Here is a 17,041-nt window from a genome sequence, read left to right as displayed (position 1 = left end):
CGGTCGTCGCGGTTCTGCTGCCCATCGCGCTGTCGCTCATCCGCTCTCACTGTCCCGGCCACTGTGGTGGCCGCTTCTCGGCGAAGGCGCGAACGCCCTCGATTCGGTCGCCGGAAAACGCTGTTGCGCGCCAGCAAGCATCTTCAATCTCCAGGCCAGCGGCGAGGCCAGCATCGCCGCCTAGGCGCATCGCTTTCTTCGCGTTGCGAAGGCCGACCGGTGAGTTGGCGCCGATCGTCGTCGCCAACCCCAGTGCGGCGTCCCTAGCCGTTCCCGAGGGAACGAGTTCATCTACCACCCCGAGGTCGTACGCCTCCTGCGCCGACACTTTGGCGGCGGAAAAGATGAGACGGCTCGCCCGAGACCACCCAACGCGCCGAACCAGAAGTTGCGTGCCTCCTCCACCGGGGATCACACCGACAGACACCTCCGGCAACCCGACGAGCGCGCCGTCGCCACAGACGATGACATCGCAGGCGAGGGCGAGTTCGAGGCCGCCGCCGAGTGCGAAGCCATCCACCGCCGCGATGACGGGCATGGGCAGGTCCAGCACTCCGCCATACGCACGTCGGGCAATGGGTCGTTGGCGCACCAGGTCAGCGTCCGAGAAAGAAGCGCGCTCCTTGAGATCGGCGCCGACACAAAAGGCCCGCTCGTGCGTCGAGGTGAGGACCACGCAACGTACCTGGTCGTCTGCCGCAAGCTCGCGTGTTGCTTCCGCGATGGCTTCGGCCATCTGGGTCGACACGGCGTTCATCGCCGACGGACGGTCCAGGATCAGTTCCGCAACGTGCCCGCCCTCACCATGCCGCTGCAGGCGTACTAGAGGTTCTCCTGCACCTTCAACCATGCTGTCTCCTCTTCGTCGGTCGGACCGCCCGGCCCTCGCGTCAACGTCCACGGACGCAGGGTGCCAATACCCGCGAGATCAATCGCGTCGAGTTCCTCGACGGTGAAACGCGGGTGCGTGGCTATCGACCATGCGACGTCGTGGTCGACGAGCACACCGCCGGGGCGCGCCGTCGCTGTCAACCGTGCTGCCCTGTTGACGGTGTCACCGTAGACATCCCCTTGACGCGCCAACACGCGGCCCTGGGAAAGTCCAACCCGAAGGTGCGGGATCAGATCGTCTCGGTCGACCGCGTCAACCAGATCCAACGCAATAGCCGCCGCATCCGCAGGTGACTCGTGGGTGAAGAGAATTTCATCTCCCACGGTCTTAATCAGCGCTCCGCCATGGAGACTCACCATGTCCGAGGCCAGCGCCTCGAATCGAGTGACCAGTTCGGCCAAATCCCGTTCACTGAGTCTGCGCACCAACGAGGTAAAACTGACCAGGTCCGCGAAGCCCACCGTGCGGCGGACGCCCAAGTGACTTTCCGGCTCGCTGTCTGCCACGAGTCGGGACACCGCTTGCGCGACATTGCGGCGCCACACATAGACCAGCAGCGGTTCGAGACGATCCGCGAGGTCAGCCGTCAACTCTGCGGTGCGTCGCGCGGATTCGCTGTCGAGGGCCAGTTGTTCGCCCGTCACCAGGTCGCTCAAAACCTGCGTCTGCCACATCGCCAGGCGATCCATGCTGCGGCCGTATGCGCGCGCGAGCCCGCGCGTCGTCGCCTCGGAGATGACGTCATCACCCACGAGGTCAGTCACCTGCCGCAGCGCCTCAGCGTCCCGCTCCGTAAAGATGATGTCGTCATCGCGGGCGTTGGCGAATCCCAGAGCTCGCCATAACTCCCGGGTGCGTTCTGGGTCGACACCTGCCCGTTCGGCAATCTCGGCGCGGCGCAGCGTCCGGGGCGACTGCATCACTCGTTCGTGAATCGCATCGACAAACCTGGCGCGGTCATCGCCATCTCGGAATCCATGGGGAGTTGTCATCGCCACCCACTCCCGCTTCCGGCCCCGGGTCGGACATGCACGACGTCACCGACGGCGAGCGCGGTGTCCCCGGCGGCGTGGCGTACAACCAGGCGGCCTGCGTCGTCGATGGCGTGCGCAATGCCTTCGAGGTTCCCTTCCGGAGTCTCGACGCGCACGGCGAGTCCAATGGTCAGGCACTCTCGCCGATAGGCCATCTTGTGCTGCTCCAGTGCGGCTGGGGCAGCGTGCAACCACTGTTCGACCTCAGCAAGACCATCAAGCACATCGGCGACCAGGTCCTCCGGATCGTCGACCGGCTGGCCAAGCATGCGTAGAGACGTGGCGGTGTCTACCGGTCGCTCCTCCAGGCGCACGTCGGTGTTGATGCCGACGCCGACTACCAATACCGGGCCATCAGGACCCACCGACGTCTGGCACAGGATGCCCACGAGTTTGCGCCATTCGTCATCGTCTTCAGCCCGGGCGAGCAGGTCATTGGGCCACTTCATTCCCACCTGAGGAGCACGCGGTGCGAGGGCGCGGCGTACGACGATTCCCACGAGAAGCGGCGCCCACCCCCACTGGGCAGAGTCCACCGGCAGAGGAAGGACGACGGAGATCGCCACCGAAGCATGCGGCGGCGCGACCCAGGGTCGGGCAAGGCGCCCCCGCCCGCTGGTCTGGTGGGAGGCGACCAGAACGCGTCCGGGGATCGCGTTCTTGGCGGCCTCTTCATTCGTAGAGCCGATGGAGTCGAAAACCTCGGCGGCGAGCCATCTGGTGCCCTCGAGCCGTGCGGCGAGGCGCTGCTGATCGAGGGGTCGCCGGAGTGACTTCGCGGTCAGGTCACTGTGGCTCACACCACTAAGACTATTGTCTGGCGCATGCCGATGCCCGAACCAGGCGGCTGCCCTCGCTCCGGCGTCGACCGGCCAGACGCTCACACCACCGCCAGCGATCTGGCTGATCTGCGCGAGCATCGAGCCGCTGAGAGGCCGTCAGCCGCCCAAGATCGCATCAATCGTCTGGTCGATGAAGGGTCGTGGACGAGCCTCGACGAGTTCGCCGCCGACGGAGTACGCACCGGGCACGGCCTGGTCGACGGCCGCACCGTGTGCATCTTTGCCCAGGGCCCTCAGCCTCTCGGGGAGCGAGGGGCGGCGCGCATCGGGGCGGTCATGGACCTCGCGTTGACCATTGGCTCGCCGGTGGTCGGCATCCACGACTTTGGCCCGGCCCCTGAGCCCGGAGTGATAGCGGGCCTGCTGCGGCGGCGAGCGCGCGCCTCTGGGGTGATCCCCCACCTTTCCCTCGTGCTGGGCTCCGGCCTCGGAGCGGAGACCTTTCTCCCCACGATGGGCGATTTCGTGGTCATGGTGGATGAGAACTCTCACCTGGCGATGGCCTCCCCTGAAGTCCTGTCGATCCTTTTCGATGAGGACAGCGGAACGGAGAACTTCGGCGGTGCTCACCTGCACGCGAGCACGACCGGTGTCGCGCACTACCTCGCAGCGAACGAGGCGGACGCCACGGCCTTCGTCGTCGATCTACTGACCTATCTGCCCTCTAACAACCTCGATGCCCCGGCACCGAGCGACGAGGTGACCGACCCAGCGGCCACCGAGGACGACCTCGCCTTGGATGTCTTGATTCCAGACTCGGCGAACCTTCCGTATGACGTCACCACGGCCGTCCGGGGCATCCTGGACGACGGCGAATTCCTCCAGACCCAAACGCATTTCGCACCTCACCTGGTCACTGGCTTCGGCCGGGTCGACGGGCGACCAGTGGGTGTCGTCGCCAATCAACCGCTGTATGGGGGTGCAGCCCTCGACCTCAACGCATCCGAGAAGGGCGCCCGCTTCGTCCGCACCTGCGACGCGTTCAACCTCCCCGTGGTGACATTCATCGATTCGATTGGGCTACAACCGATTTCGAGCGAGGAACACGGTGTGATGGTGCGTCGGGGTGCCACGTTGGCCTTTGCCTATGCCGAGGCCACCGTGCCACTCATCACGGTGGTGACTCGCAATGCGCGCAGCGACGCGTTCGAGGTGATGGGCTCCAAGAGTTTGGGCGCGGACCTCTGCTTCGCCTGGCCGTCGGCCCGTCTTGGCGCTGCCGAGGAGACCAGCCTGTATGCCGCAGTCGAGCGCGGCGATATCGACGGCCTCATCGCCCCCTCCGAGACCCGACCCACTGTCGCGCGAGCGTTGCGCATGCTGGCGTCCAAGCAGCACTCCCGACCGCCCAAGAAGTTCGGAAATCTGCCGCTGTGAGTACGCCACTCATCATTCGCGGAGCCGCGACACCGCAGGACATCGCCGCCGTTGTCGCGGTGTTGTCCACGCTGGGCGGGACCAACCCGGAGGGAGCAGCTCCGGTACAGGTCTGGGGCCATGCCGCCCGTCAGGTCGGTGCGGGCATTCGCCCAGGGCCCGGGGCATGGGCACGATCCGCGCTGCCCCGCTGAGAATTAAGCTGACGAGGCGCGGGCAGCGACCCGCTCAAGATGGTCTTTCTCGGTCGCCATCACTCCGGCGGCGAGCGCGTTGCGTGCCGCCTGCGCATTCCCCATCCAGGCGCGGAAAGCTGTGCTGACGTCAATGCCGTGCGCAGGTGCGGCGGCAGCGACCACCACATCACCAGGCCGGATCGTGCCCGGGCGCACCACCGATAGGTAGGCGCCGGGGCGCTCATGCGCGGTAAAAGACTTCAGCCAACCCGGAACGCCCATGCGAGTAGCGAAGGTGACACACGGGACCCGCGGTCCGTCAACGCGGAGCACGACGTCTTCCCCGATCGCCCACTCCTGGCCGAGGATCGCCGCGTCAACATCAAGGCCAAGCGTGGTGAGGTTCTCGCCAAACCAACCGTTCGGCAGATCCTGCCCGAGCTGGGTCTGCCAGAAATCGAGTTCTTCCCGGGCGACGGCGTACACCGCTTGGTGGTCGCCACCGTGCGATGCGCGGTCCCCGATGAAGTCCCCCACCAGCCCACTGCCCAGCCCGCCGTCTTTGGGTCCGGGAGCTCGAACCGTTGCCTGAGCCACCGGCTGCTTGCCAATGCCTGTCCAGGTGCCCTTACCCAGCGGCGGGCTTGGAGCCCCCACATTGACCGACAGCACCTGAGCGGTCATTCGGCCGCCTGTGGCATTACTTCTTGCCGACGGCGCGGCGGAATCTCTCCCGCCAACCCATCGTGGCGATCGCGCCACCCACCGGCGAGCCCCCTGTCGACTCTGCGGCCATGACCCCAGCCGCCGCGCTCTGCGTGTCGCGATCACATCGCGCACACACGGTCCGCCCCGTCACGGTCGTGACCGCTCGCCCACCCTGTCGCTTCTCACACTGATCACAGATAAAAGCCATCACCCATCCTGACACGGCGCGACGGTCGAGCGCGGGAAATTGACGTTCAGCCCAACTCAGTGGCATCGAGCATGTTCGCTCCCTAGAGTCATCTCGTGACCCAGACTCCAGCCCGCAAGACGACCGCCGTCGACCACATCGCCGAAGAGCATCACGCCGAGACCCTCAAGCTCAGCCCGATTGCCGCGACCTACCTTGGAGTTCCAGGCCATGACGGCGAATTGGACGACTTCTCACCAGCCGGTTTCGAGGCGCGAGCCAACCTGGTGAACACCACCCTCGGCAAGCTCGCGGGAGCGGAACCCCAAGACGATGTCGACCGGATCACGATCTCGGCGATGACTGAACGCCTGGGACTGGAGCGCGATATTCACGAGGCTGGCCAAGACCTCGCGACCTTGAACAACATCGCAGCCCCGCTCCAGGAAGTGCGCGATGTCCTTGACCTCATGCCGATGAACACAGACGAGGATTGGTCGACCATCGCGAGCCGGCTCCGCGCCATGCCCACGGCGCTAGATCAGTGGTTCGAGTCACTGGAAGTCGCCCGCCAGCAAGGCAATGTCGCGGCCCGTCGGCAGGTGGAGGCCTGCATCGGCCAGACGCAAGATCATACGGCCGAAGACGGCTACTTTGCCGGGCTGGCGAGGGGTGCGCGGGCTGGCGATGACGACCTCTCCGAGGGCGTACGCAACGACCTAGAGGAGGCGGTACGTCTCGCTGCTGAGGCCTACTCATGTGCCGGCGCGCGCCTGCGGGAAGACGTCCTGCCGCACGCTCGCGAGGCCGATGGCTGCGGCCGGGAGATCTATCCGCTGTTCTCCCGCCAATTCCTTGGATCGAGCATCGACCTGGAGGAAACCTACGACTGGGGCCAGGAAGAGTTGGCCCGCATCACGGCAGAGATGGAATCCGTTGCCGATCAGGTGAGTTCCGGCGCGTCTGTGAAGGACGCCATGGCGGCTCTCGATGCCGACCCGACCTATCAGTTGCATGGGACTGACGCCCTCAAGGCGTGGATGCAGGAGAAGGCGGATGAGGCGATCTCCGAGTTGGGCGGACGTCACTTCGATATTCCCGACCCGGTCCGCACGATCGAGTGCATGATCGCTCCCACGCAGTCGGGCGGCATCTATTACACCGGGCCTAGTGAAGACTTCTCTCGCCCCGGACGCATGTGGTGGTCGGTACCCAAGGGGGTTGAGCAGTTCGGCACCTGGCGCGAGTTGACGACGGTCTATCACGAGGGCGTACCCGGGCATCACCTTCAGGTGGCGCAGACCATGTACCGCTCCGAGTTGCTCAACTCGTGGCGCCGCATGGACGCCTGGACGTCGGGGCACGGCGAAGGCTGGGCGCTGTATGCCGAGCGCCTGATGGAAGAGCTGGGTTACCTCGGGGACCCCGGAAACAAGCTCGGCATGCTCGATGGCCAATCGTTGCGCGCGGCTCGCGTGGTGCTCGATATCGGTGTTCATTGCGGATTCGAGGCTCCAGCCGAAGTGGGCGGCGGCGCGTGGACCTATGACAAGGCATGGCAGTTCTTGAACGCGCACTGCGACATGGACGAAGGATTCTTGCGCTTCGAACTCGACCGCTACCTCGGCTGGCCGGGTCAGGCACCGTCCTACAAGATCGGCGAGAGGTTGTGGCTACAACTGCGCGATGAGGTACGAACCCGCGAGGGAGATGCCTTTGACCTCAAGGCTTTTCACCGTCGCGCGCTCGACATCGGCGGGGTGGGGCTCGACACCCTTCGGGAAGCGGTGCTGGGCTGACCACGCACCCACACCCCGTCAGCGGCGCAGCCTTCGAGTCTCCCGTACCACCAGGCCGCGGGTGGCCGGGTGAGGTCGCAACGTCGCGTACCCCCATGGCCAGGGACGCCGACGAGGTGGCGCAGCTGGCCACCTCGGCACCCGACCAGGCCACCCTTGACGCACGGATCTCGGTATGCCGCGCGTGCGAACGCCTGGTCGACTGGCGCGAGGAGGTCGCGACGACGGGGCGCCGCGCATCATTCGCCGACCAGCCCTACTGGGGCCGACCTGTGCCAGCCTTCGGCGACCCCAAAGCCCCGACCCTGATCGTGGGTCTGGCCCCCGCGGCCAACGGCGCCAACCGCACCGGTCGGATGTTCACCGGCGATCGATCCGGTGACTGGCTGTATGCCGCCCTTCACCGCGCGGGCTACGCGAGTCAACCCGACTCGTGGGCCAGCGGGGATGGTTTGGAACTCCATGGGATTCGCATCATCTCGGCGGTTCGCTGCGCGCCCCCGGCCAATAAGCCCACCGGCGAGGAGCGCTCAACGTGCGCGCCGTGGCTCGACCGTGACCTCACCCTGTCGTTGCCATACCTGCGCTCGATCATGGCGCTCGGCTCGATCGGATGGAACGCGACGCTGACCGCCGCTCGGCGTCTCGGCTGGGACGTACCCCGACCGAGCCCCGCCTTTGGCCATGGCGCCGAGGTCCTTCTCGCCGTGCCGGACGGTCGCGACGTCCGCCTCCATGGCTGCTATCACGTCAGCCAGCAGAACACCTTCACCGGAAGGCTGACCGAGTCGATGCTGGATGCGGTGATCGCCGACCTCTAATACGAACTACATTCGCTCCATGCACGTCGCCCTCCCCATTCTCGGCCTTGTGGCCGTCGTCCTCGCTGGCTCCGCGATTGCTCGCCGAGCCAACATGTCCGCACCCTTGCTTCTGACGGCGATTGGCGCTCTCCTGAGCGTCGCCCCCGGCTTCCCCCACGTCGAGATCGAGTCCGAACTCATCCTGCTGGGGTTCCTTCCACCCTTGCTCTATGCCGCCGCCAGCCAGACCTCCTTGCTGGACCTCGGACGGGAGCGCAAGCAAATCCTGCGGCTCTCGGTAGGGCTGGTGCTCTTCACCGCGTTTGGTGTGGCATTGGTGGCGTGGTATCTCCTCGACATTCCGTTCGCCGCCGCCTTGGCTCTCGGCGCGGTCGTCGGGCCGCCCGATGCCGTCGCGGCGACCGCTATCGCGCGACGCATCGGTTTACCGCGTCGCGTGGTGTCGATCCTGGAGGGCGAGTCACTGTTCAACGACGCGACCGCTTTGGTGCTACTACGAACCGCGCTCGCTGCCGCTGGAAGTGGAGTCACGCTCCTGGGTGCTGGCTTGGACTTCCTGCTGGCAGCCGTCGGCGGCGCCGCTATCGGCTTCATCGCATTCGTCATTCTGGCCTGGGTGCAGCGGCGTGTGAACGACCCGGTCAGTTCGGTCTTGCTGTCCTTCATGGCTCCATGGGTGGCCTACCTGCCCGCCGAAGAAGTGCATGCCTCCGGCGTGATCGCAGTTGTCATCTGCGGTCTGCTCCTGGCCCACAAGGCGCCGTACATTCAGTCGGCAACCTCTCGTGTGGCGACTCGTCAGAACTGGGCGAGCGTGCAGTTCCTTTTGGAGAACATGGTTTTCCTCCTCATCGGCCTGCAGGCACGAACGATCGCAGAACGCGTGATCGAAGGTCCTGTCGGGTTCGGATTCGCCACCTTCATTGCCGTGGTCATTCTGCTCGTGGTGATGGTGTTGCGCTTCGCTTGGTTTGCGATCCTGCGTCTACTTCCATGGGAGCACGAATCGTTGGGCGGGCGGGAGAGCGTTATCGCCGGATGGGCTGGCATGCGCGGGGTGGTGACGCTGGCCGCGGCGTTCCTCATCACACCCGATATCGAACAACGTGATGTGCTGATCTATATCGCTTTGGTAGTCACCATTGGCACGCTTGCGATTCAAGGATTCTCGCTCCCCTGGTTGGCGCGACGCCTTCAACTCCACGGCCCCGACCCTCGTGAAGACGCGCTCCAGCATGCCCAACTCCTGCAGGCCGCAGTGAGCGCCGGGAGCCATAACCTTGCGCAGCAAGTCGAGGAGACAGATCCGCCGCGCGCGATCGTGAACTCCCTTCAACAACAGGCGGATCGCCGCACTAACCTCGCGTGGGAGCGCCTCGGGCGGAGCACCCAGGAGACTGGCGAGTCCCCCACGGCGACCTACCGACGGCTTCGCCTGGACATGCTCGCTGCCGAGCGTGAGAAAGTCCTGCACTTCCGCTCCGAGGGCACCGTCGACCACGAGGTGCTGGCCGGTGTCATGAATGCGCTCGACATCGAAGAGGCCATGCTCACCACCCTTGATACCCGCGACGCGGAGATGCGGGAGCATGTCTTGCTCACTCCTGAAGCCCGTAAAGGCGATTGCCCCGACCTTCAACACGCACCGACGGCTGTTGACCCGCTCACCCATGACGACACCTGTCCAGAGTGCGCGGCCGACGGAGTCGACCCCGTGCAGATCAGACTGTGCCTGACGTGCGGATTTGTCGGCTGTTGCGACTCTTCGGAGGGCCAGCATTCCCGGCGTCACTTCGAGGAAACAGGTCACCCAGTCATGCGAACGTTCGAGCCGGGCGAAGAGTGGCGCTGGTGCTACGTGCATCAGCTTCCAGGCTGACCTGACCCCGCCCGAAAGGCGGGGCGAGTTTGACGCGAGAGTGATAATAGTTATCGTTCTGACTCGTGACCACCGCACCCACGCCCACGGCGGATGTCCGTCGGCCGTTAGCCACACGGGGTGCTCGCGCCCGGGCAACCCTGGCTCTGGTCGTTGTGTTGCTGGTATCCATGGCGCTGGCTATCGCCTGGGGTGGAACGTCCATGGCGCTCAGCGACACGCTGTACTTCCTCCGCGCCGCGCTGACCGGCGGATCTGTCAGCGCTGCCGAAGCCACCAACTACACGGTCATCTGGGACATTCGCACGCCTCGGGTCTTGCTCGCCGCCACGGTCGGAGCGGGCCTGGGCATCCTCGGCGTCGCAGCGCAGGCCATGGTCCGCAACCCCCTTGCCGACCCGTTCATTCTGGGCGTTTCCTCGGGCGCCTCGGTCGGCGCCAGCGCCGTCGTGGCCTTTGGCCTGTTCAGTGGGTTCGGGATCTACGGCCTATCGGTAGCGGCATTCATCGGTGCACTGGCCGCCTCGTTACTTGTTCATCTCGCTGCCCGCGGCACCGACGGCATCGCACCCATGCGCCTCGTCCTGACCGGGGTGGTACTCGCCTACGGCTTCCAGTCCCTGATGAGCATCATCGTCTTCATCGAGCCGCGTGGCGACGCGGCTCGTACGGTCATGTTCTGGCTGCTCGGCAGCCTTGGCGGAGCCAATTGGACTTCGGTTCCCGTGGCTGTCGTCGCGCTTTTGATCACGGCGGTGTGGCTCATGCGGCACGCGCGCGAACTGGATGTGCTCTCCCTCGGGGATGCGACGGCGCTTTCCACCGGAGTCGACCCCAGCAAACTTCGCCGAAACCTGTTCATTCTCACTGCACTTGGTACCGGTGCCATGGTCGCGGTCAGCGGTGCCGTGGGCTTTATCGGGCTGATCGTCCCTCACGTAGTCCGCCTCGTCGTCGGCCCGGGACACCGGCTGGTGCTGTTGTACGCCCCGCTCGTCGGAGCGATCTTTCTCGTCTGGGTTGACCTGGTCTGCAGGGTGGCAGTGCCCCCTCGGGAGATTCCCCTCGGGGTGATCACCGCAGCCATCGGTGTGCCGATCTTCCTGCACCTCATCCGTCGTCGCGGATACACCTTCGGGGGTGCGCGATGAAGGTGGACTTCGCCCAAGTCGGCGTCACGGTCGATGCCGCAACGCTGGTCGACGACATCAGCATCACCGTCCCGTCTGGTCAAACGCTCGGCATCCTCGGACCCAACGGAAGTGGAAAATCCACCCTGCTGCGCTGCTTGTACCGATCATTGACGCCGACTCGGGGTGCGGCGCTGGTCGACGGCGAGGACGTCCGAAGCGCAGACGTTCTACGCTCGGCTCGACACCTTGCGGTTCTGGCACAGGACCATCCTGGCGACCTGGACTTCACCGCGCGGGAGGTCATCGAACTCGGACGTCACCCACACCCTCGCGATGCAGAGGCCGACGCGCATGCCGTGACCCAGGCCATGGAATGGACGGACGTCTCCCCCCTCGCCCATCGCAGCATCCTGAGCCTGTCCGGCGGCGAACGGCAACGTGTCATGCTGGCGCGCGCTCTGGCCCAGACCACGCCCGTGCTCGTGCTGGACGAGCCGACTAACCACCTCGACTTGCGGCACCAATTGCAGGTCATCTCGCGCGTCGCACGCTCTGATCGCACCGTGGTGATGGCGCTTCACGACCTCAACCTCGCGACCGCCGTCTGTGATCTTGTGCTCGTGCTCGACCACGGTCGAGCAGTGGCTACCGGCCCTCCGATATCGACCCTCAGGCCCGATCTCATCTATGAGGTCTACGGAATTCGCCCGGTGATAGTGCGCCATCCGGGCGATGGCACACACCATCTCCTCTTTGCTCCGTCCTGATCCCCGCTCAGCCCGAACTCGTTGTTCTTGAAAGGAACTCGCATGTTGCCCACCCGTCGCACCATGGCTGTTGCCCTCGTTCCACCGATCCTGATCACCGCTGGGTGCGGTGCAGAGGTGAAGGAAGCCGCAGACAATTCGAGCTCATCCGCCACGATCACCAGTTGTGGGGTGCAAACCAGCGTCAAGCGCCCGACGACGCCCGTGGCGTACGACATGAGCGCGATCGAGAAGATGTTCGCCCTGGGTCTGGCACCGGACATGAAAATTGTGCTTCCTGCGACCGCCAACAGCAGCGCGAAGCGTTCCACTTTCAACAAGGACTACGCCGCGACTCCCAAGATCGGTGACGATGTTCTGAGCCAGGAGCAAGTCGTGGCGGCCAAGTCAGATTGGGTCTTTGCCGGATGGCAGGCGGGGTTTAGCCCGGAGCGTGGCATCACTCCGGCGTCGTTGAAGAAGTTGGACATTGGCAGCTACATCCAACAAGAGACCTGCTTCAACTACGACAAGGGAAAGACCGCCGGAAAACCTGTCGCCCCCGGCTCGCACTACGCGCTCGAGAACACCTATGCGGACTTGACCAACCTTGGCGCTATCTTCGGCGTTCAGGACAAAGCCAAGAAGCTGGTCACGAGCCTCAAGAAGCGCGCTTCTGAATTGACGGAGCGTCCTGAGCGCACCGCCACCCCTGACGTTTTCGTCTACGACTCTGGGACAACCGACCCCTACACCTCGGGTCGCCGAACCGCGCCGCAGGACATCATCGACCTCGCGGGCGGACGCAACATTGGGGAGAAGATCGATGCGCGCTGGGCCACGATGGGTTGGGAGTCCGTCGCCAAGGCCGATCCGGACGTCATCGTCGTGATCGACTACGACGACACTCCCGTCAAGGACAAGATCGCCTACCTGCGCAACCAGTCCCCGATCAAGAACTCTCCAGCAGTGAAGAACAACCACATTCACGTCATGGACTACGGCAAGGCTGTGAGTGGACCGCGCAATCTCGATGCAGCCGAGGAACTTTCGGCGTACTTCGACAAGAAGGGGTTCAAGTGACCGTTGACGAACTCATCGCCGAGACCCTCACTGATGCCACGTCAACTGGTCCCCGGGCGCTGATCGCCAGGAGCGTTCATTGGCTCCAGCACGGAACCAGGCTGGCCGGCAGCCCTCAGGTCTTCCGCAACCGCTACATCCTGATTCGATGCGAGAGCGCCTTCGGCGTCTGCGCCGTCGACGCGGGAGTCGTGGACGAGGAGATCATCGAGCTCTCTGGCACCCCGATCGCCGACCTGCTCGCGGACCACCGCCTTCCGGTGCGTGTCGCGGCACTCGATGCCTATCTTGGTGCCGTCTCTCCGCATCGCCACGACGCTCGCGCCCAACGCATCGTCCTGCCTGCGGGCACGCCGGATGAGCGCGCGGTGGCGCGCGATAAGGCGATCGCGGACCTCCTCGAGATCACGCCAGGACAACGCGTCGCGCTGATTGGTGTCGTGAATCCGCTAGTCGCGGCGATCCGTGAGCGTGGCGGCGAGTGTCTGCCGTGCGACCTGACGCTCGATCAGACACAGTGGGGTGATCCGGTCGACCGAGACATGAACCGGGTTGTTGATCAAGCCGATTCAGTCCTTGCAACGGGAATGACGCTGGGAAACGGCAGCTTCGATCGTCTCCGGGAGAGATGTGCCGAGCGGTCCATTCCGCTGACCATCTACGCGCAGACAGGTGCAGCGGTGGCGCGCGCCTTCCTGGGCAATGGCGTACGGGCGGTATCCGCTGAGCCCTTTCCCCTGTCCCAGATGAGCGCCGAGGAGACCGCTCTTTACCTCTACCCGCGCCAGTCATGACGACCGATCCCGTTCCAGCGACGGCGGCGGTTCCCCCCGATCGCCAGTTGGTGCGCGAGTTGTGGCCCCTTCTGCTCGCCGCGGCGCTTGGCTTGGTTCCTTTCACGATCATGGGCAACTTCCTCGCTCCGATCGCGCAGGACGCCGATAGTCCAGTCGAGGTGATCGGAAGCTTCCGTGGGCTTGGAGGCATCGCCGCGTTGGTGCTCGGCGCGACTGCCGCGCCACTCATTGACCGCATACCGCGAAACAAGGTTGCGGGAATTGCCCTGGCAACATTGGCGATCGCGTGCCTGGGCAGTCTCCTCTCCGCCACCGCTGGGTGGATTGCCTTCTGCCTTCTGGTCGGTGTCGGCACGTCATTACTGAACCCGGCCGTATCGGCGATGGCCGCCGACCGTTACTCCTCCGAGGCAGCATCGGGGCGGGCCGCCACCCTGGTGACGTCCACCACCACGCTGACCGCGATGCTGGCGGCCCCGTTGCTCGCCGCCCCTGCGGTGATCTGGGGCTGGCAGGGGGACATGATCGGAGCGGCCCTCCTGTGCTCGGTCGTTGCTCTTGTGCTGGTGCGACGGCCTGAAAAACGACCCGCGGATCGTGGCCCGGCGCCGGGCTATGTCGAGGCCTTCCGTACCGCCCTACGGGTCCCTGGTGCCGTGCTGCTGATCGCACTGTCCTGCGTCCGAACCGCCTGCTTCATGGGCCAACTTGCTTATGTCGCGGCGTACTACGACCAGGTCCACGACCTCTCCCCCACGACCTTCTCACTGGTGTGGACCCTTTCTGGGACGGCGTTCTTCGTGGGGACCTGGTGGTCGGGCCGATTCCTGGCCCAGGACCGGAACTTGCGATTGGCGCCGGCAGTGCTCAGCGCCGGTGGCGCCCTCGCTGCCGTCGGCCATACCGCGCTATTCCTCACCAGTTCCCTCCCCCTGGCCCTGGCCGGCACCGCACTCAGTTCGATCGGTCATGCGCTACTGGCAGCGGGCGTCATTACGTTGTTAGTCCGCCGGGCTGGTGAGGTAAGAGGAACTCTCATGTCCCTCAACGGATCTGGCCAGTCACTCGGCGTCTTCGCTGGCGCCGCGCTTGTCGGAACAACTCTTGCGCTAGGCGGTTGGCGGGCCACTGGCGTCACCTTGGCGCTCCTCATGGCGGGCTGCGCGATCGCTGGCCAAGCCATCAAACCTCTCCCTGCGAAGGAACACCATGTCGACCGCTGAACTTCAGCTTGAAATCCTCGATCACGCCGGGGCCGCAGTCGGTGCACCCGACTTGATTGCGCTCGAACCTGGTCTTTTCGTGCTGCGCTTCGAAACGATGAAGGTGCTGTCAGCGCGTGCCGCGTTGCACCACCTCATCACCACTGGGAAGGTCAAACCGGGAGACACCGTGGTGGACTCCTCGTCCGGCATCTATGCTCGCGCGCTGGCACTGGCGTGTCACGAACTTGGCGTGCGCTGCCGGATTATCGGCTCCACCACGATTGACGCAGTCATGGAAGCCGAGTTGGAACTGCTCGGCGTCGAACTGGAACGGATGCCCTCAACCTCGTCGCTGGAACTGGACCAGTCGCGGCGAGTCGCCCGCATCCGTGAAATCCTGGCCGCCGAGCCCGAGATCCACTGGATGCGCCAATACCACGATCCGGTGCACGACGCGGGCTACCTTCCCGTGGGTGCGGCCGTCGCCAAATCACTCATGGCGCGCGGGCACGACTCGATCAATCTGGTCGCCCCAGTTGGCTCCGGCGTCTCCAGTTTTGCTGTGGCGCAAGGCATTTCACGCATCCTTCCGTCCACCGTAACCGGCGTCCAACCGTTCGGAAGCGTCACCTTCGGCGCAGACCATGTCGATGACCCCGAGATCATCATTGCCGGTATTGGATCTTCAATTCCATTCGGCAATGTGCGACACCAGGCCTATTCGACAATTCACTGGATTGGCCACGACGTGGCGTGCACCGCCACGACAACGCTGATGCGCGAACACGCTTTGTTTGCAGGTCTTTCCAGCGGCGCCGCATGGGCCGCCGCGCGCTACGAGCGGAGCCTTGCTGACCAGCCTCAAGGGAATCCCGGGACCGTTGTCATCGCCCCCGACACCGGTCATCGCTATGCCATCGCCGTTCACGCGCGGCACGCCGAGCACGGTCCGTTGTCGTCGTACGCACCGATCACCGTGACCGACACCGCCGACCTGGCGCGTCCGTGGAGTCGAATGGAGTGGAACGGCCGCCCGGCTCCAGCTCAGGCCGTTGCCCACGAACCACAGATGCGCGGATAGCGTGATCACATGACCTCGCTGACACTCGCCTCGAAGTCCCCCGCCCGTCTAGCCACGCTGCGCTCTGCCGGAATAGAGCCCACGGTCCAGGTGTCGGACGTGGATGAGCCGGCAACTCTCGCGCGCGCCGAAGACAGCCATGGACCGCTGGCCGCCGAGGATGTCGCCCTCCTCCTGGCCCGGGCCAAGTGCGAGGCCGTCGCGGCCAAGGTCGAGGAGGACACCCTCGTGCTTGGCTGCGACTCGGTGCTGGAGGTCGATGGCGAGGTGCACGGCAAGCCAGCTGACGTAGCCGAGGCGACTGATCGCTGGCACCGCATGCGCGGCCGGTCTGGCGTCCTGCACAGCGGGCACTGGCTCATCGACGAGCGGGAGGACGGCACCGGCGCAACGCTGGGCGCGGTAGCCTCCACCACGGTGCACTTCGCCAAACTCAGCGATGAAGAGATCGAGGCATATGTCGCCAGCGGCGAGCCCCTCCACGTGGCCGGCGGGTTCACCATCGATGGCCTCGGCGGCGCGTATGTCACCGGTATCGAAGGCGACCACCACAACGTCGTAGGGGTGTCCTTGCCACTGCTGCGAGAGCTCCTCGGCGAGCTCGACATCCCCTGGCACGACCTGCGTACCCCCTGACCCGCCGGTGGACAGCCAAGAGCGCGCGTATGCCCGATCTGCCAAGGTCGCTGGATGCTGCGTACGCCCTTGCCCCAAGCCCTACCCGAGCCCTTCACCGTGGCCGAGGCTCGCGCCTTGGGGGTTTCACAAGGACGCACCCACGCTCGCGACCTGGTGGCACCCTTCCACGGCGTACGTCTTCCGGCCGGCCTCGTCGACGATCGGCTAGCCCAACTCCGCGCGCTGCAACGGGTCACGCCGACGGCTGCTTTCAGCCATCACACCGCCGGCGTGCTGTGGCACCTCCCGCTGCCGCTACACATGGAGAGAGACAGGGTCGTTCACCAGGTGGTCTCCTCGGATCGCCACCGCATCGAACACCGCGGAGTTGTTGGCCACGTTGCCGATCGTCGCATCGCGCACCTGCCAAACGGGTTGAGCGTTACTGATCTCGGCGACACCTGGTGTGACCTCGCACCGGCGTTGACTCTCACCCAACTCGTCCAAGCTGGCGACCCCATCCTGAACCGCGACGGATGAGACCTTGATCGCCTCAGCTCGGTCGTCGCTGGTGCGCGACGGCGGCGGGGACCCGCCTGCACTTTGCCGCATGGGGTCTGCCAGAGCCGCACTTGAATGCCGATCTCTACGACCGTTCGG

General features: G+C 65.2%; 18 protein-coding genes. 13 read left to right on the top strand and 5 right to left on the bottom strand.

All coding sequences use genetic code 11. From position 1 onward, the window contains the following. Positions 1-46: 46 nt before the first annotated feature. The 3 genes from F562_RS0102240 to F562_RS17745 are packed head-to-tail and all read right to left on the bottom strand — an operon-like array spanning position 47 to position 2,726. Complete coding sequence (locus tag F562_RS0102240; protein WP_018155291.1) at positions 47-850, bottom strand: enoyl-CoA hydratase/isomerase family protein; 804 nt, start codon at positions 848-850, stop codon at positions 47-49. Next, positions 823-1,884: an adenylate/guanylate cyclase domain-containing protein gene (locus tag F562_RS0102235; protein WP_156822481.1), complete on the bottom strand. Its 1,062-nt coding sequence runs from the start codon at positions 1,882-1,884 to the stop codon at positions 823-825. Before F562_RS0102235 ends, F562_RS0102240 begins: the two co-directional genes overlap by 28 nt. Further along, complete coding sequence (locus F562_RS17745) at positions 1,881-2,726, bottom strand: biotin--[acetyl-CoA-carboxylase] ligase (protein ID WP_018155289.1); 846 nt, start codon at positions 2,724-2,726, stop codon at positions 1,881-1,883. Before F562_RS17745 ends, F562_RS0102235 begins: the two co-directional genes overlap by 4 nt. A 24-nt stretch (positions 2,727-2,750) precedes the next feature. Here F562_RS17745 and F562_RS0102225 point away from each other — a divergent pair, with 24 nt between their 5' ends. Both F562_RS0102225 and F562_RS20475 read left to right on the top strand, forming a co-directional pair. Next, entirely contained in the window at positions 2,751-4,145 is a 1,395-nt protein-coding gene (locus F562_RS0102225; protein WP_245553598.1) for an acyl-CoA carboxylase subunit beta, read from the top strand. Further along, positions 4,142-4,339, top strand: a complete 198-nt coding sequence (locus tag F562_RS20475) for an acyl-CoA carboxylase subunit epsilon (protein ID WP_211206421.1) — start codon at positions 4,142-4,144, stop codon at positions 4,337-4,339. Before F562_RS0102225 ends, F562_RS20475 begins: the two co-directional genes overlap by 4 nt. A gap of 3 nt (positions 4,340-4,342) precedes the next feature. On the opposite strand, the gene F562_RS0102220 is transcribed toward F562_RS20475, so the two are convergent. Together F562_RS0102220 and F562_RS20000 are read right to left on the bottom strand one after the other, a co-directional pair. Next, positions 4,343-5,005, bottom strand: coding sequence for an MOSC domain-containing protein (locus F562_RS0102220; protein WP_040385162.1), 663 nt, complete (start codon positions 5,003-5,005; stop codon positions 4,343-4,345). Between the two features lie 16 nt (positions 5,006-5,021). Continuing rightward, positions 5,022-5,237 (bottom strand): hypothetical protein, encoded by a 216-nt coding sequence (locus tag F562_RS20000; protein WP_156822480.1) that lies wholly within the window; start codon positions 5,235-5,237, stop codon positions 5,022-5,024. Positions 5,238-5,332: 95 nt separating this feature from the next. Between F562_RS20000 and F562_RS0102210 the strand changes: the two genes are divergently transcribed. From F562_RS0102210 to F562_RS0102160, 11 genes are all read left to right on the top strand, one after another. Further along, entirely contained in the window at positions 5,333-7,015 is a 1,683-nt protein-coding gene (locus F562_RS0102210; RefSeq protein ID WP_018155285.1) for a DUF885 domain-containing protein, read from the top strand. A 95-nt stretch (positions 7,016-7,110) separates the two neighbouring features. Then, on the top strand, positions 7,111-7,836 hold the full coding sequence (locus F562_RS0102205) for a uracil-DNA glycosylase (RefSeq protein ID WP_018155284.1): 726 nt from the start codon (positions 7,111-7,113) through the stop codon (positions 7,834-7,836). A 19-nt stretch (positions 7,837-7,855) separates the two neighbouring features. Next, complete coding sequence (locus F562_RS0102200) at positions 7,856-9,718, top strand: Na+/H+ antiporter (protein ID WP_018155283.1); 1,863 nt, start codon at positions 7,856-7,858, stop codon at positions 9,716-9,718. A 65-nt stretch (positions 9,719-9,783) separates the two neighbouring features. Then, positions 9,784-10,869 (top strand): FecCD family ABC transporter permease, encoded by a 1,086-nt coding sequence (locus tag F562_RS0102195; RefSeq protein ID WP_245553597.1) that lies wholly within the window; start codon positions 9,784-9,786, stop codon positions 10,867-10,869. After that, positions 10,866-11,618, top strand: coding sequence for an ABC transporter ATP-binding protein (locus F562_RS0102190; protein WP_018155281.1), 753 nt, complete (start codon positions 10,866-10,868; stop codon positions 11,616-11,618). The genes F562_RS0102195 and F562_RS0102190 overlap by 4 nt, the downstream gene beginning before the upstream one ends. A gap of 42 nt (positions 11,619-11,660) precedes the next feature. Further along, positions 11,661-12,680, top strand: coding sequence for an ABC transporter substrate-binding protein (locus F562_RS0102185; protein WP_018155280.1), 1,020 nt, complete (start codon positions 11,661-11,663; stop codon positions 12,678-12,680). Continuing rightward, the gene (locus F562_RS0102180) at positions 12,677-13,474 is read left to right on the top strand and encodes a Rossmann-like domain-containing protein (RefSeq protein ID WP_018155279.1); all 798 of its coding nucleotides are present in this window, start codon (positions 12,677-12,679) and stop codon (positions 13,472-13,474) included. The genes F562_RS0102185 and F562_RS0102180 overlap by 4 nt, the downstream gene beginning before the upstream one ends. Then, positions 13,471-14,700, top strand: coding sequence for an MFS transporter (locus tag F562_RS0102175; protein ID WP_018155278.1), 1,230 nt, complete (start codon positions 13,471-13,473; stop codon positions 14,698-14,700). The genes F562_RS0102180 and F562_RS0102175 overlap by 4 nt, the downstream gene beginning before the upstream one ends. Then, the gene (locus F562_RS0102170) at positions 14,687-15,763 is read left to right on the top strand and encodes a pyridoxal-phosphate dependent enzyme (RefSeq protein ID WP_018155277.1); all 1,077 of its coding nucleotides are present in this window, start codon (positions 14,687-14,689) and stop codon (positions 15,761-15,763) included. The genes F562_RS0102175 and F562_RS0102170 overlap by 14 nt, the downstream gene beginning before the upstream one ends. 9 nt (positions 15,764-15,772) lie before the next feature. Continuing rightward, positions 15,773-16,399 carry a Maf family protein gene (locus F562_RS0102165; RefSeq protein ID WP_018155276.1) on the top strand — a complete coding sequence of 209 codons (627 nt, stop codon included), beginning with the start codon at positions 15,773-15,775 and terminating at the stop codon, positions 16,397-16,399. Between the two features lie 54 nt (positions 16,400-16,453). After that, on the top strand, positions 16,454-16,921 hold the full coding sequence (locus tag F562_RS0102160; RefSeq protein WP_018155275.1) for a hypothetical protein: 468 nt from the start codon (positions 16,454-16,456) through the stop codon (positions 16,919-16,921). The last annotated feature ends 120 nt before the right edge of the window (positions 16,922-17,041 follow it).

This window comes from Demetria terragena DSM 11295 (genome assembly GCF_000376825.1).
In the GTDB taxonomy this organism is placed as follows: Bacteria; Actinomycetota; Actinomycetes; order Actinomycetales; family Dermatophilaceae; genus Demetria; species Demetria terragena.
The sequence above is the reverse complement of the archived record's forward strand: the minus strand, read 5'-3'. Positions and strand labels throughout refer to the sequence as shown.